Source organism: Nguyenibacter vanlangensis, assembly GCF_038719015.1.
Classification (GTDB): Bacteria; Pseudomonadota; Alphaproteobacteria; order Acetobacterales; family Acetobacteraceae; genus Gluconacetobacter; species Gluconacetobacter vanlangensis.
The window spans coordinates 3,161,326-3,175,339 of record NZ_CP152276.1 but is presented as its reverse complement, the minus strand read 5'-3'; the positions used below and the strand labels follow the sequence as shown (position 1 = coordinate 3,175,339).

At 70.4% G+C, this 14,014-nt stretch carries 12 protein-coding genes and 1 pseudogene; 5 read left to right on the top strand and 8 right to left on the bottom strand.

Annotation, left to right across the window (positions count from 1 at the left end; translation table 11 throughout):
• Positions 1-175 precede the first annotated feature (175 nt).
• The 3 genes from aroQ to accC are packed head-to-tail and all read left to right on the top strand — an operon-like array spanning position 176 to position 2,420.
• A complete protein-coding gene (gene aroQ / locus AAC691_RS14835) occupies positions 176-631 on the top strand; it encodes a type II 3-dehydroquinate dehydratase (protein WP_176641720.1) in 456 nt (151 codons plus the stop codon).
• Positions 628-1,077 (top strand): acetyl-CoA carboxylase biotin carboxyl carrier protein subunit, encoded by a 450-nt coding sequence (locus tag AAC691_RS14830; RefSeq protein ID WP_342627467.1) that lies wholly within the window; start codon positions 628-630, stop codon positions 1,075-1,077. The genes aroQ and AAC691_RS14830 overlap by 4 nt, the downstream gene beginning before the upstream one ends.
• A complete protein-coding gene (gene accC, locus AAC691_RS14825) occupies positions 1,077-2,420 on the top strand; it encodes an acetyl-CoA carboxylase biotin carboxylase subunit (protein WP_342627466.1) in 1,344 nt (447 codons plus the stop codon). The genes AAC691_RS14830 and accC overlap by 1 nt, the downstream gene beginning before the upstream one ends.
• Positions 2,421-2,477: 57 nt before the next feature.
• Here the strand turns inward: accC and AAC691_RS14820 are convergent, their stop codons facing one another.
• The 3 genes from AAC691_RS14820 to AAC691_RS14810 all read right to left on the bottom strand — a co-directional run bounded on the left by AAC691_RS14820 (position 2,478) and on the right by AAC691_RS14810 (position 5,466).
• Positions 2,478-3,008: an adenine phosphoribosyltransferase gene (locus tag AAC691_RS14820; RefSeq protein ID WP_176640464.1), complete on the bottom strand. Its 531-nt coding sequence runs from the start codon at positions 3,006-3,008 to the stop codon at positions 2,478-2,480.
• Positions 3,009-3,202: 194 nt separating this feature from the next.
• Entirely contained in the window at positions 3,203-4,528 is a 1,326-nt protein-coding gene (locus tag AAC691_RS14815; RefSeq protein ID WP_342627465.1) for a multidrug effflux MFS transporter, read from the bottom strand.
• Positions 4,529-4,719: 191 nt separating this feature from the next.
• The gene (locus tag AAC691_RS14810; RefSeq protein WP_342627464.1) at positions 4,720-5,466 is read right to left on the bottom strand and encodes a VTT domain-containing protein; all 747 of its coding nucleotides are present in this window, start codon (positions 5,464-5,466) and stop codon (positions 4,720-4,722) included.
• 63 nt (positions 5,467-5,529) lie between these two features.
• Between AAC691_RS14810 and AAC691_RS14805 the strand changes: the two genes are divergently transcribed.
• Entirely contained in the window at positions 5,530-6,630 is a 1,101-nt protein-coding gene (locus AAC691_RS14805; protein ID WP_342627463.1) for a COX15/CtaA family protein, read from the top strand.
• A 12-nt stretch (positions 6,631-6,642) separates the two neighbouring features.
• Here AAC691_RS14805 and treF read toward each other — a convergent pair.
• Positions 6,643-8,553 (bottom strand): annotated as a pseudogene (gene treF, locus AAC691_RS14800) (alpha,alpha-trehalase TreF); the annotation flags it as partial.
• Positions 8,554-8,802: 249 nt separating this feature from the next.
• Here treF and tldD point away from each other — a divergent pair.
• Positions 8,803-10,263, top strand: coding sequence for a metalloprotease TldD (gene tldD, locus AAC691_RS14795; protein WP_342627462.1), 1,461 nt, complete (start codon positions 8,803-8,805; stop codon positions 10,261-10,263).
• 77 nt (positions 10,264-10,340) lie between these two features.
• On the opposite strand, the gene AAC691_RS14790 is transcribed toward tldD, so the two are convergent.
• The 4 genes from AAC691_RS14790 to AAC691_RS14775 all read right to left on the bottom strand — a co-directional run bounded on the left by AAC691_RS14790 (position 10,341) and on the right by AAC691_RS14775 (position 13,986).
• The gene (locus tag AAC691_RS14790) at positions 10,341-11,129 is read right to left on the bottom strand and encodes a pyridoxine 5'-phosphate synthase (RefSeq protein WP_342627461.1); all 789 of its coding nucleotides are present in this window, start codon (positions 11,127-11,129) and stop codon (positions 10,341-10,343) included.
• Positions 11,126-12,154: a 4-hydroxythreonine-4-phosphate dehydrogenase PdxA gene (gene pdxA / locus AAC691_RS14785; RefSeq protein WP_342627460.1), complete on the bottom strand. Its 1,029-nt coding sequence runs from the start codon at positions 12,152-12,154 to the stop codon at positions 11,126-11,128. The genes AAC691_RS14790 and pdxA overlap by 4 nt, the downstream gene beginning before the upstream one ends.
• A 23-nt stretch (positions 12,155-12,177) precedes the next feature.
• Complete coding sequence (locus tag AAC691_RS14780) at positions 12,178-13,596, bottom strand: dipeptidase (RefSeq protein WP_342630232.1); 1,419 nt, start codon at positions 13,594-13,596, stop codon at positions 12,178-12,180.
• 99 nt (positions 13,597-13,695) lie between these two features.
• Entirely contained in the window at positions 13,696-13,986 is a 291-nt protein-coding gene (locus AAC691_RS14775) for a hypothetical protein (RefSeq protein WP_323989230.1), read from the bottom strand.
• Positions 13,987-14,014 lie beyond the last annotated feature (28 nt).

The window sequence follows — 14,014 nt, the reverse complement described above, 5'->3', positions numbered from 1 at the left end:
GATTCAGTAGCTATGCGGGCAAATGTGGCAATTTTTGGCCGTCATTATTGGCGTGCCTCCGACGCCTCTCCGGAGCCGTTCGGGGCCGCCCGGGCCGTCCCGCGCGGCGGGCGGGGGCGCGGCCGCCATCATTCTCTTGGAAGGATGGGACACTCGTGCTACGGCGCCTGTCACCATGGTGCGCCCTCTGATCGCGGTCCTGAACGGACCCAACCTCAACATGCTCGGACTGCGCCAGCCCGAAGTCTATGGTCGCGCGACCCTGGACGACGTGGAGCAGATCTGCATCCAGGCCGCCGAGCGCCTGGATGTCGCCATCGACTTCCGCCAGACCAACGGCGAGGGCGAGCTGGTGTCATGGGTGCAGGAATGCCGCAACCGCGCGCAGGGCATCGTGATCAACCCGGCCGCCTACGGCCATAGCTCGATCGCGCTGCTCGACGCGCTGCTGGCTGTGGACCTGCCGGTGATCGAGGTGCACATTTCCAACATTCATCGGCGCGAGGAATTCCGCCACCACACCTATTGCTCCCGCGCCGCCGTGGGCGTCATCTGCGGCCTGGGAGTACAGGGCTATGCGCTGGCGCTTCAGGCGATGACGGATTTGATTCTGAACGAGGACGATCGATGAGCCGACTGCTCGTGGACGCGGATGCCATTCGGGCATTGGCTGACATTCTGACCGAAACCGGCCTGACCGAGATCGAGATCGCGGAGAAAGACAACCGGATCCGCGTGGCCCGCGCCGCCGCGCCGCAGGTCCATGCCGTGCCGGCCGCACCCGTCGCCGCGGCCCCCGTTGCCGCCGCCACCGCCGCGGCGCCGGCCGATCCGGCCAAGCACCCGGGCGCCGTGACCAGCCCGATGGTCGGCGTGGCCTATCTGACGCCCGATCCGGGCTCGCCCCCCTTCGTGACCGAGGGGCAGAGCGTCGCCGCCGGCCAGACCCTGATGCTGATCGAGGCGATGAAGACCTTCAACCAGATCAGGGCGCCCCGTGCCGGCACGCTGACCCGGCTGCTGGTCGCATCGGGCGATCCGGTCGAATTCGGCGAAGCCCTGGCCATCATCGAGTAATGTTCTCCAAGATCCTCATCGCCAATCGTGGCGAAATCGCCCTGCGGGTCCTGCGCGCGTGCCGCGAGCTGGGGATCCGCACGGTGGCGGTCCATTCCACCGCCGATACCGACGCCATGCATGTCCGCCTGGCGGACGAGGCCGTGTGCATCGGCCCGCCGGCCACGCGCGATTCGTACCTGAACGTCGCGGCGATCCTGTCGGCGGCGACCATCACGGGGGCCGAGGCCATCCATCCGGGCTATGGCTTCCTGTCGGAAAACGCCGATTTCGCCGAGACGGTCGAAGCCCACGGCCTGGCCTTCATCGGCCCGACCGGGAACCATATCCGGATGATGGGCGACAAGATCACCGCCAAGACGACCATGAAGGCGCTGGGCGTGCCGCTGGTCCCCGGCTCGGACGGTGCGCTGGCCAATCTGGCCGAGGCCCGCCGGGTGGCGGACGAGGTCGGCTATCCCGTGCTGATCAAGGCGGCGGCGGGCGGCGGCGGCCGCGGCATGAAGGTCGCGCGCGGCGCCGACGAGCTGGAAGAGGCCTGGAGCCTCGCGCGCACCGAGGCCAAGGCCGCCTTCGGCAATGACGAGGTCTATCTCGAAAAATACCTGGACCGGCCGCGGCATATCGAATTGCAGATCCTGGCCGACACGCACGGCAACGTCGTGCATTTCGGCGAGCGCGACTGCTCGCTGCAGCGGCGGCACCAGAAACTGCTCGAAGAAGCCGGCTCGCCGGCGCTGACGGCCGAGGAGCGCGACGCGATCGGCGCCACCGCCACCGCCGCGCTGACCAGGCTGGGCTACCGCAACGCCGGCACGCTGGAATTCCTCTATCAGGACGGGCAGTTCTGCTTCATCGAGATGAATACCCGCCTGCAGGTGGAACATCCGGTGACCGAGATGGTCTGCGACGTCGACCTGGTGCGCGAGCAGATCCGCATCGCGGCGGGCGAGCCGCTGGGCTATGGCCAGGCGGATATCCGCTTCAGCGGCCATGCGATCGAATGCCGCATCAATGCCGAGGACCCGGCGACCTTTCTGCCCACCCCCGGCACCGTCACCATGTACCACCCGCCGGGCGGGCTGGGGGTGCGCATCGACAGCGCGCTCTATGCCGGCTATCGGGTGCCGCCTTATTACGACAGCATGATCGGCAAGCTGATCGTCCACGCCCCGACCCGGGCGGACGCGATCGCGCGGATGCGCCGCGCGCTGGACGAGTTCGTGATCGAAGGCGTGAAGACGGTGATCCCGCTGCACCGCAAGATCCTCGACGACCCCGAATTCCAGAAGGGCGAGTATACGATCCACTGGCTGGAACGGTTCGTGGCCGCGCAGGGCTGAAGGCGCCGAAAAGGCACCGACAGGCCGGGCGGCTTGGAAAAACCGCCCGGCCTGGCCTCAGTCGTCGTAGGACACCAGCGCCTGCACCGGCACGTCCAGCCGCGCGCGGCCGCCCAGGGCGCGCAGTTCCACCATGACCGATGCGCCGACCACGTTCGCCCCGACCTTGCGCAGCAGGGCGACCGAGGCCGCCAGGGTGCCGCCCGTGGCCAGCAGGTCGTCCATCACCACCACGCGCTGGCCCGGGACGATGGCGTCGGTCTGGATCTGCAGCGTGTCGCTGCCATATTCCAGGTCGTAGGTGTGGGACACGACTTCACCCGGCAGCTTGCCCGGCTTGCGCAGCATGACCAGGCCGCAGCCCAGGCGGCTGGCCAGCGGCGCCGCGGTCAGGAAGCCGCGCGATTCGATAGCCGCCAGCATGTCGGGCGCCCAGGGCGCCACGCCGTGCGTCACCCTTCCCATCGCCACCTGCCACGCATCCGCGTTCCGCATCAGGGTGGAGATGTCGTAAAACAGGATCCCCGGCTTGGGAAAATCCGGAATGCCGCGAATATGCTGCTTCAAATCCATCGAGGCGGTCGTCATGTCCCTGTCCAAATCCATCCCATGCCAGCGGCCGGCCGGTCGCGCGGCGGCCCGCGGCCTTATCACGTAAAGATACGCGTCATACAAAGAAGTGGCGGGATCGGTCCCGCCGGGCCAAACCGCGTTGCTGTAACAAGCCGCCCCCCGCCCGGCAAGGGCCGCACCCGATCGCGGGGTCGGCGCGTCGGGGGCCGTCAATGCATCGCGGGCATGTCGGCCGGCGACAGAGTCTCGGCCGACGTCCGGCGCGCGGGGCGCAGCAGCACCATCATCAGCATGACCACCGCCCCCATCAGCATCACGCCCGCCATCGGCACGGGCGTCGTGCGGGGCAGCATGCCCACGATGGCGCCGGCCACGGCGCCCAGCACATATTGCAAGGTGCCGATGAAGGCCGAGGCGCTGCCCGCCAGGCGCGGATGGTCGGCCATCGCCCCCACCGTCGCGTTCGGCCCGATGATGCCCGTGGTGCCCAACGCCAGCATCATCGCCAGCACCAGCGGCACCAGCGCCAGGCCGTGCGGCATCGCCCCCGCCTTCATGGCCCCGCCCTTCATGGCGAAGGCCATGACGATCGACACCACGGTCATCGCCAGCGTGCCCAGCACCGCCAGCCCCACCGACCGGCCCAGGATGCGCGCGGCGTCAATCCGCCCCACCAGCATCCCGTTCAGTTGCGACGCCCCGATCATGCAGACGGCGAACACGCCGAACAGCATGCCGAACTGCGCCGGCGAGAAGCCGAACAGATGGATGAACACCGACGGCGCGGCCGACAGATAGGTGAAGGACATGAAAGCGCTGAACCCCGCCACCAGCGCATTGGTGATGAAGCCCCGGTCGCGCACCAGCAGCACGTAGCGGCTGACCAGCGCCATTGGCGAGAATTCGCTGCGATTGGCGGGGTCCAGCGTCTCGGGCAGCACCCGCGCGACCAGGAAGGTGCAGACGAGCCCATAGGCCGCCGACGCCCAGAAGATCGACCGCCAGCTTGTGAAGGCCAGCACGAAGCCGCCCAGGGTCGGCGCCAGGATCGGCACCACCCCCATCACCAGCACCAGCCGCGACATCAGGCGCGCGGCCTCGTTGCCGTGGGACATGTCGCGCACGCAGGCGCTGGGGATCACCAGGCTGGCCGACGCCCCCAGCGACGCGATCAGGCGGAAGGTCGAGAAACTGACGATTCCCGGCGACAGCGCGCAGCCGACCGAGGCCAGCGTATAGACCAGCGTGCCGACCAGCATCGGCATCCGCCGCCCGAACCGGTCGGACAGCGGCCCCATCGTGATCTGTCCCACCGCCAGTCCGACGAACCAGACCGCCAGCGTCATTTCCGCCGAGCCGGCCGGCGCGTGCAGCGACGCCTCCAGCGCCGGAAAGGCGGGAAGATAGATATCCGTTGACACCGGCCCGACAGCGGTCAGGAACCCGAGCAGAATCGCGATCCAGCTCATGAAGCCGGCGACCGGGGCAGAAACAGGGGCATCGTCGGATCTCGTGGCTAAGGCGGAAGACGCCATGGCGGCACTCCGTTGGAGATCGTCGGGCCCTACTATCCCACTGGCCCGCCGCTTTTCATCATCTAATTGCCGAAGGACTGCGTTTCGTTTTAAGCGGTGCATGATCGCAACAGGGCTTAGCCGCCGGGCGTCGCGCCAAGGGACACCGCAGGGTCAGCCTGTCGGCGGGTTGGGGCGGCAAGATGGCACTTTCACGACATGTCGGGGGCGTCGCCGCCCGATGCAAGGCGGCGCATCAGCCACAACCCCAGCAGCGCCGAGCCCGCGAACAGCCCCGCCGCCAGCGCCGCCTGCCAGCCATGGCCGATGCGCGCGCCGCTGCCCAGCAGGACGAAGACGATCGTCTGCGGCAGGCTGCCCGCCAGCGTGGCCAGCACGAAGGGCCGCCACCCCGCCCCCGAGATCCCCGCCAGCAGGTTCAGCATCAGCGCCGAGCCCACCGGCAGCAGGCGCAGGGTCAGGATCGCGGGGAACGGGTTGGCCGAGACGAAGCGGTCCAGCCGCGCCATCCGTCCGGTCAGCCGCCGCCGCACCGCCGCGCGCCCGACGCCGCGCGCCCAGCCGAACCCCGCGATGGCGCCGGCCAGCGTCGCCAGGCTGGCCAGCACCGCCCCGGCCAGCGGGCCATAGGCGACGCCGCCGGCAAAGCATACGACCTGCCGCGGCAACCCGACGGCGCAGAACAGCGACGCCACGGCCAGGAACACCACGCGCCCCCACACCCCGCCGCGCAGCAGCGCCGTGTCGGACATCAGCCCGTGCAGCCCCGGCGCCAGGCGCAGCACCAGCCCGGCCAGGCCGAAGGCCGCGACCATCAGCGCCGGCCGCGCCAGCGCGCCGATGCCGGCGGCCGACCCGCCTTGCGTCACGGCAGGCTCGGAGGCGGACGGGAAAGGGAGGAGCGCACGGCGTCCGTTCCAGTATTCATCACTATTCATAGGAGACCGTATCGCTCTACCACCCGCTTGCGGGCGGTCGCAAGGCCGGTCTAAACCCGCTTCATGTCCGATCGCATCACCTTCCGCCCGGCCGTCGGCCGCGACGATGCCTCGTCCGCCACGCTGCGCGACCGCAGGCGGATCTCCACCTGGCTGTTCGTGATCTGCTTCATGCTGATCGGGATGATCGCGCTGGGCGGCTATACGCGGCTGACCGGCTCGGGCCTGTCGATCATGGACTGGCAACCGATCACCGGCATCGTCCCGCCTTTGTCCCACGCGGAATGGGAACGGCAGTTCGCGCTGTACAAGACCATCCCGCAATACAAGATCCTGCATGACGGATTCGGCCTGGCCGGCTTCCAGAAGATCTTCTGGGCGGAATGGACCCACCGGTTCTGGGGCCGGATGACCGGGCTGGTGCTGCTGCTGCCGCTGGTGTGGTTCGCCGTGACCGGCGCATTGACGAAGGGGCTGGCCGCGCGCCTGCTGCTGTTCTTCGTGCTGGGCGCGCTGCAGGGCGCGGTGGGCTGGTTCATGGTCGCATCGGGCTTCGACGCCGACAGCACGGCGGTCGAACCGGTGCGGCTGGTGCTGCATCTGTGCTGCGCCTTCGCGCTCTATATCGCCATCCTGTGGACCGCGCTGTCGGTCCGCGCCCCGAGGCCCGCCTTCATTCCCGCCACCGCGCCGGTGGTGCGGACCAAGCGGCTGCTCTGGTGCGCCGTCGTGCTGATCTGCGTCACCATCATCGCCGGCGGCTTTACCGCGGGCACGCATGCGGGCTTCGTCTATAATACGTTTCCGCTGATGGACGGGCATCTGGTGCCGCAGCATTATGCCCGGCTGTCGCCCTTCTGGCTGAACTGGTTCGAGAACGTCCCGGCCATCCAGTTCGACCACCGGCTGCTGGCCACGCTGACCGCGCTTGTCATCGGCGCCTGCGTGCTGTGCGGCCTGCGCACCCCGCAGCTTGGCAAGGGGCCGCAGGACGCGCTGATGCTATTGGGGTGGGCGGTGCTGGTCCAGTACGCGCTGGGCGTCACCACCCTGCTGCTGGTCGTGCCCGCCTGGGCCGGCACCGTGCACCAGACCTGGGCCGCCGTGCTGCTGACCGTCGCCATCGTGGCCCTGCACCGGATGCGCGGCGTCGGGCGAGTCTGACGCGCCGCCGGCCGGCTTCGCCACCGTCAGATCGGCGCGCGGATTGCGGTCCAGCACGAGGCGCGTCTCCTGCGGATAGCGGTCCATCAGCCCCAGCAGGGTGCCGTTGGTCCAGCCGAAGCCGACCTGCATCGGGTATTCGCCGCCGCCCCGGCCGCCCGTGGGGCTGATCGCCGGATTCACCACGTCGTATTTTTCCAGCAGCACGCCCGATTTCTCGTAGGTCCCGATCACGCGCTCCATCCAGCGCGTGGCGATCAGCCGCGCCAGGTCGTTCAGGCCGTACTGGTCCAGCCCCTTGACGGCCATCCATTGCTCGGGCGCCCAGCCGTTCGGCGCATCCCATTGCTGGCCGCTGACCCGGTCGGTCGCTTCCAGCCCGCCGGTCTTCAGCAGATGCGTCCGCAGGGTTTCGGCCACCGCCTGCGCCTGCGCCGGGGTCGCGATGTTCAGGAACAGCGGCATCACCGTCGCCGACGACAGCACGTCCGACAGTTTCCCGGTCTTCCAGTCATAATCGAAGAACGCCCCGCGCGCCGGGTCCCACAGGATGCGGCGGATCGCCGCGACCCGCGCGTCGGCCAGCCGGGCATACTGCGCGGCTCGTTCCTGGTCGCCCTGCAGGTCGTAGGCATGGGCCAGGGTCCGTTCGAGATGCGCGACCAGGCAGTTCAGTTCGATCGGCAGCAGGTCGGTCGTATCGATGCTGGCCAGCGTATGGCCGTCGGCCAGCCAGCGCGACGAATAATCCCATCCCGTCTCCGCCCCGGCCCGCAGGTCGCGATAGATTTCCGCCGCCGGACGCCTGGACTGCGCGGCGGTGGCGATATCCTCGGGGAAGCTCTCGTCCCGGGGCGTGTCCATGTCGTCCCACTGGCGGTTCATCAGCGTGCCGTCCGGCAGGCGCACGACATGGCGATAGGCCCCGCCCGGCGCCAGGCTGTCGGCCCCGTCCATCCAGTAATCATGTTCGCGCTGCAGTTCGGGCAGGAACTGCGTATAGGCGGCCTGCCCGTCATGCTCCGCCAGCAGGTCCACCATCAGCGCGAAGAAGGGCGGTTCCGAACGGCCGAGATAGTAGGTGCGGTTGCCGTTGGGCATGTGCCCGTACCGGTCGATCAGCGAGGCGATGTCGCGCACCATGTCGCGCATCAGGTCCACCCGCCCGTCCTCGTACAGGCCGATCATGGTGAAATAGCTGTCCCAGTAATAAAGCTCGCTGAACCGGCCGCCCGGCACGACATAGGTCCTGGGCAGCGGCAGCAGCGAGGAATGGGCGACCAGCGTGTCCGGCGGCCGGCTCAGCACCTCCCACATGCCGCTGATATAGTCGCGCACGCTCTCGTCCGGCCGGCGGCGATAGGACACGGTCCGGCGCGGGGCGACGGCGAAATGCTGGGCGACGAAATCCTTCAGCGAGAAATCCGGCCGGCTCTTCTGCCGCGCATAGTCCGCCAGCAGCGCATCCGGCGCCTCGTCGGGAATGGCGTCGGCCACCGTCTTGGCATCGGCGAAGACATGCGCCGCCCCCATCGCCGCGAACAGCCCGTCCAGCGCGACCGATGGCGGCCGCAGATCCTGCCGGTCCGCCGCCGGCACCGCGACCGACGGGGCCGCCGCGGGGGGTGCCACCGGCACGAAGAACGCCGGCGGCGGCAGGCCCACCGACGGCGCGATTCCGGGCACGATCGGCGGCGGCAATGCCGGGCCCAGCAGCGCCCCGCCCGACAGGTCGGGCGACAGGCTGGCCGGCGCCGCGTCCCGGGTCGCGTCCGGCGTTGCGTCCGGCGTTGCGTTCTGGGTCGCACCCTGGGCGGCGCTTTGGGCCATGGCGGGGGCCGGCGGCCAGGCGAGCAGCGGCCAGGCGGCCAGCAGCGCGGCCAGGCCGCGCGCGGCACGCGGAGGGAGCGGTCGCGGAAGCATCGTCACGAGGGGCGCATTCCTTGATCGATCGGGGCGGTCGGGGCATGACCGCGCCCGGGTAGAATGCCAGTCGGACACGGTCAGCAAAAGAAAAACGGACCGCATTGCCGGAAGTTCACCGGGCCCTCATGCGGCGCGGCTCGTCAACGGCACCGTTTCGCCCCACATAGGATGGGACTATGACATGCAATCATCCGTCAGGCCCTCATTATCCAGCCCCCCTCCTCCAGCGACGACCGGAGTCCTTCCATGCGCCCCACCGATCCGTTCCTGAACCCGCTGACCGCGACCGACCGGCTGTTCTTCGACCGAGCCGGCGCGACGCTGGGCCGGGCGGAGGCCGAATCCATGGTCCGCCGCACGCTGGAGGGCATGGATGACGGCGAGCTGTTCCTGGAATACCGCGAAAGCGAGATGATCTCGCTGGATGACGGCGTCATCCGCTCGGCCAGCTTCGACACCTCGTCCGGCTTCGGCCTGCGGGCGATCCTGGGCGAGGAAACCGGCTTCGCCCATGCCGACGAACTCAGCGAGTCCGCGCTGAAGCGCGCGGCGGACACCGTCACCCAGGTGCGCGCCGGCCGGTCGGGCAGCATGGCGGCCGCCCCGCAGGCCACCAACCGGCGCCTGTACGGCGACGTCAATCCGCTGGGCGAGACCGATTTCGCGTCGCGCGCCGCGCTGCTTTCGGCGCTGGACGCCTATGCGCGCGGGCGCGACTCCAGGGTGGTGCAGGTCTCGGCCTCGCTGGCCGCCGAATGGCAGGCGGTGCAGATCATCCGCGCCGACGGCGCCCGCGTCGCGGATCTGCGCCCGCTGGTGCGGCTGAACGTCTCGGTGGTGGCGGAAAAGGACGGACGGCGCGAAAGCGGCGGCCACGGCATGGGCGGCCGCTATTCCTATACCCGCCTGCTGGACGAGGCCGTGTGGAAGGGCGCGGTGGACGAGGCGCTGCGCATGGCGCTGGTCAATCTGGACGCCGTCCCGGCCCCGGCGGGAGAGATGGAGGTGGTATTGGGATCGGGCTGGCCCGGCATCCTGCTGCACGAGGCCGTGGGCCACGGGCTGGAGGGGGATTTCAACCGCAAGGGCACCTCGGCCTTCGCCGGGCTGATGGGCCGGCGCGTCGCCGCCCCCGGCGTCACCGTGGTGGATGACGGCACGCTGCCCGACCGGCGCGGCAGCCTGACGGTCGACGACGAGGGCACGCCGTCGGGCCGCACGGTGATGATCGAGGACGGAATCCTGACCGGCTATATCCAGGACCGGCTGAATGCCCGGCTGATGGGCGTGCGCCCCACCGGCAACGGGCGGCGCCAATCCTATGCCCATGCGCCGATGCCGCGCATGACCAACACGATCATGCTGGGCGGCGGCGCCACGACCGAGGAGATGATCCGCTCGACCCGGCGTGGGCTGTATGCGGTGAATTTCGGCGGCGGCCAGGTGGACATCACCTCGGGCAAGTTCGTCTTCGCGGCGTCCGAGGCCTATCTGATCGAGGACGGCCGCGTCACCGCCCCGGTGCGCGGCGCCACCCTGATCGGCAACGGCGCCGATGCGATGACCAAGGTCTCGATGATCGGCGGCGACATGGCGCTGGACCCCGGCATCGGCACCTGCGGCAAGAGCGGGCAGGGGGTTCCGGTCGGCGTGGGCCAGCCCACCCTGAAAATGACCGGCCTGACCGTGGGCGGCACCGGCGCCTGATCGGCGCGGGGCTTTTCGCCGCGGGTGGGCCCTGGAGTGGCGAGGGCCAGGGGGTAGGACCCCTTGGCCGGCCGCGATCACGCCCGATCCATCGCCCGGCGCATCGCGGCGATCACGGCCGGCAGCCCGTCGAAGATCGCCTGGCCGATCAGGAAATGCCCGATATTCAGTTCGACGACCTGCGGCAGCGCCGCGATGGGCCCGACATTGTCATAGGTCAGGCCGTGGCCGGCATGCACTTCCAGCCCCGCCGTCCCGGCCGCCGCCGCGCCCGCGCGCAGGCGCGCCAGTTCCGCAGCCCGGCCTTCGCCGGCATGCGCTTCGGCATAGGCGCCGGTATGCAGTTCCACCACCGCCGCGCCGATGGCGGCCGAGGCCGCGATCTGCGCCGGATCGGGATCGATGAACATCGAGACGCGAATCCCGGCCTCGCCCAGCGCCCGCACCCGCGGCCCCAGCCATGCGACCTGCCCGGCCACGTCCAGCCCGCCCTCGGTCGTCACTTCCTCGCGCCGTTCGGGCACGATGCAGCAGGCATGGGGGCGCAGCGACAGGGCCATCGCCACCATCTCGTCGGTCGCGGCCATTTCCATGTTCAGCGGCGCCGCGATCTCGGCGCGCAGGCGGGCCAGGTCGGCATCGCGGATATGGCGCCGGTCCTCGCGCAGATGCGCGGTGATGCCGTCCGCGCCCGCCGCGACCGCCGCATGGGCGGCCGCCACCGGGTCGGGATGCGTACCGCCGCGCGCGTTCCGCACGGTGGCGACATGGTCGATATTCACGCCCAGCCGCAGCCTCCGCGCCCCGGACAAGGGCACGGAAAGGGGTGCGGAAACAGGGGATGGGGAAGCAGGATCGCCGGTCATGCGGACCTCCGGTTGCGGCTCATCTCGCCGGCCAGGCGCAGCGCGGCCAGCAGGCTGGACGGATCGGCCACCCCTTGGCCGGCAATGTCGAAGGCGGTGCCGTGGTCCGGCGAGGTCCGCACGATCGGCAGGCCCAGGGTGACGTTCACCCCGCCCGCCATGTCGATCGTCTTCAGCGGGATCAGCGCCTGGTCGTGATACATGCACAGCGCCGCGTCATAGCGCGCCCGCGCAGGGGGAATGAACATCGTATCGGGCGCCCAGGGGCCGCTGGTCGCGATCCCCGCCGCGCGCAGGGCCGCGATCGCAGGCGCGATGATCGTCGTTTCCTCGTCCCCCATCACCCCGCCCTCGCCGGCATGCGGGTTCAGCCCCGCCACGGCCAGGCGCGGCGCGGCGATGCCGAAATCGCGCCGCAACGCGGCGGCGGTGGTCAGGCCGCAGCGCACGATCTCCGCCGTGGTCAGGCCGTCCACCGCGTGGCGCAGCGCGACATGGATCGTCACCGGCACCACCCGCAATTCCGGGCAGGCCAGCATCATCACCGCCTGCCCCGGCACGCCGCAGAGTTCGGCCAGATATTCGGTATGGCCCGGATGGCGGAAGCCCGCCTGCGTCAGCACCAGCTTGCTGATCGGGTTGGTGACCACGCCGCCCACCCTGCCGTCCTGCGCCAGCGCCACCGCCCGCGCGATGCTCGCGATGACGGCCGGAGCGTTGGCCGCGTCCGGTGCGCCGGGCCGCGCGGGCACGGCCAGCGGCACCGGCAGCACCGGCAGCGCGTCGGCGAAGACCGCCGCCGCCTCGGACGGATCGGCCACGACGCGGACCGGCGCATGCGCCGCCAGCAGCGCGTCGTCCCCCGCCACGACGAAGGCCGGCCCGCCGCCCGCGCGCAGCGCCCGCCAGGCGCCGGCGGTGATTTCGGGGCCGATCCCCGCCGGATCGCCCATCGTCACGGCCAGCACCGTCCGGCCGCCGCCCGCGTCGCCCGTGCCCGCCTTGTTCACGCCCGCCTCGTTCATGCCCGCTTCCCCGACCGGCATGTTCAGCCCGCCCGTGCCCCGTCGCGGGCCAGCGCGTCGAGAACCCGCACCCATGAGCGGATACCGCGATGGAACGATGTCAGGTCGTATTTCTCGTTGGGCGAATGGATGCGGTCGTCGTCGCGGGCGAAGCCGATCAGCAGCGAATCCATGTCCAGCGCCTGACGCACCTCGGATACCACGGGGATCGACCCGCCGCTGCCGACGGTCACGGCCGGACGGCCCCATTCCGCGCCCAGCGCCGCCAGCGCGGCCCGCAGCCCGGGCCCGTCCGCGGGCACGACGCTGGCGCGCGACCCGCCATGCGGCGTAAACCGGACCGTGCAATCGGCCGGCAGCATCGCCCGCACATGGGCGCGGAACGCGTCGCGGATGCGCGCCGGGTCCTGGCCCGAGACCAGGCGGAACGAGATCTTGGCCGACGCCTCGGCCGGCAGCACGGTCTTGAACCCGTCCCCCGCATAGCCGCCGCTGATGCCGTTGATCTCGAAGGTCGGCCGGCACCAGGTCTGCTCGACCGCCGAATAGCCCTGCTCGCCCGCCGGCACCGACAGGCCGACCGGCCCCAGGAAACCGGCATCGGACGGCGCGATGGCGCGCCACTGCGCCCGCACGGCCTCCGGCGGGTCCTGGACTCCGTCATAGAAGCCCGGCAGCAGCACCCGCCCGGTCGCCGGGTCGCGCACCGCGCCCAGGATGCGGCACAGCACCTCCAGCGGGTTGCGCGCGGCGTTGCCGTAAATGCCCGAATGCAGGTCGCGGTCGGCGCCGCGGATCACCACTTCCTCGCCCACCATGCCGCGCAGGGCGGTGGTGATCGCCGGCACGCCGCCTTCCAGCATGCCGGTGTCGCAGATCAGGGCGACGTCGGCGTGCAATTCGTCCCGATTGGCCTGCAGGAAGGGCAGCAGATTGGCGCCGCCGCTCTCTTCCTCGCCCTCGATCACCATCGAGACGCGCAACGGCAGGGTCCCGCATTCGGCCCGCAGGGCGCGCAGGGCCTCGACGAAGGTCATCACCTGGCCCTTGTCGTCCGATGCCCCGCGCGCCACGATCCGCGCGCCCTCACCGTCGCGCACCAGTTGCGGCTCGAACGGTGCCGAGTGCCACAAATCCAGCGGATCGACCGGCTGCACGTCGTAATGGCCGTAGAACAGCACATGCGGCCCTTCGGCCGCGCCGCGATCATGCGCCACCACCATCGGATGGCCCGGCGTTTCCCGCACCGAGGCGTCGAGCCCGATCCCGGCCAGTTCGGCGCACAGCCATTCCGCCGCGCGGCGGCAATCGCCGGCATGGGCGGGCTGGGCCGAGATGCTGGGAATGCGCAGGAAAGCGAACAGCCGCTCCAGACTGGCCTCCAGCGTGCGGTCCACCCGATCCAGCACCGGAGTCAGGTCGCGTCCGTTCGTTATCGTCATCATCCACCCATGGTCCGTCGATCGCAGGGAATGTGCGAAGACGCCGCCGGAAATGCAATCCACGCCCGGCGTCTTGCCATGGCGCCGCGCCCGCGCCGGTCAGATGAACTGGCCGCGCAGGAACCCCAGGGCGGGCAGCGGCCGCCAGGCGCGGGGCAGGTCGGCCCGGCGGATCGGCGCCACGCTGTAGCTGGGCACCGGCTGGCGGGTCTGGCGCAGCAGGTGGGCATAGGCGCGCACCTGCTGCGCGCGCCACGCGCAATCGGCCAGGGCGGCGGGCCGGGCCGGATAGATATCGGCAATGCGCCGTGTCGGCCCGGCCGTGGCGATGACGGCCCACAACGTGTCATCCTTGCGCGCGTTGCCACGAAACGCGATGATCTCACTCAAGAGCAGACTCCGCCCGAACCCGATGACG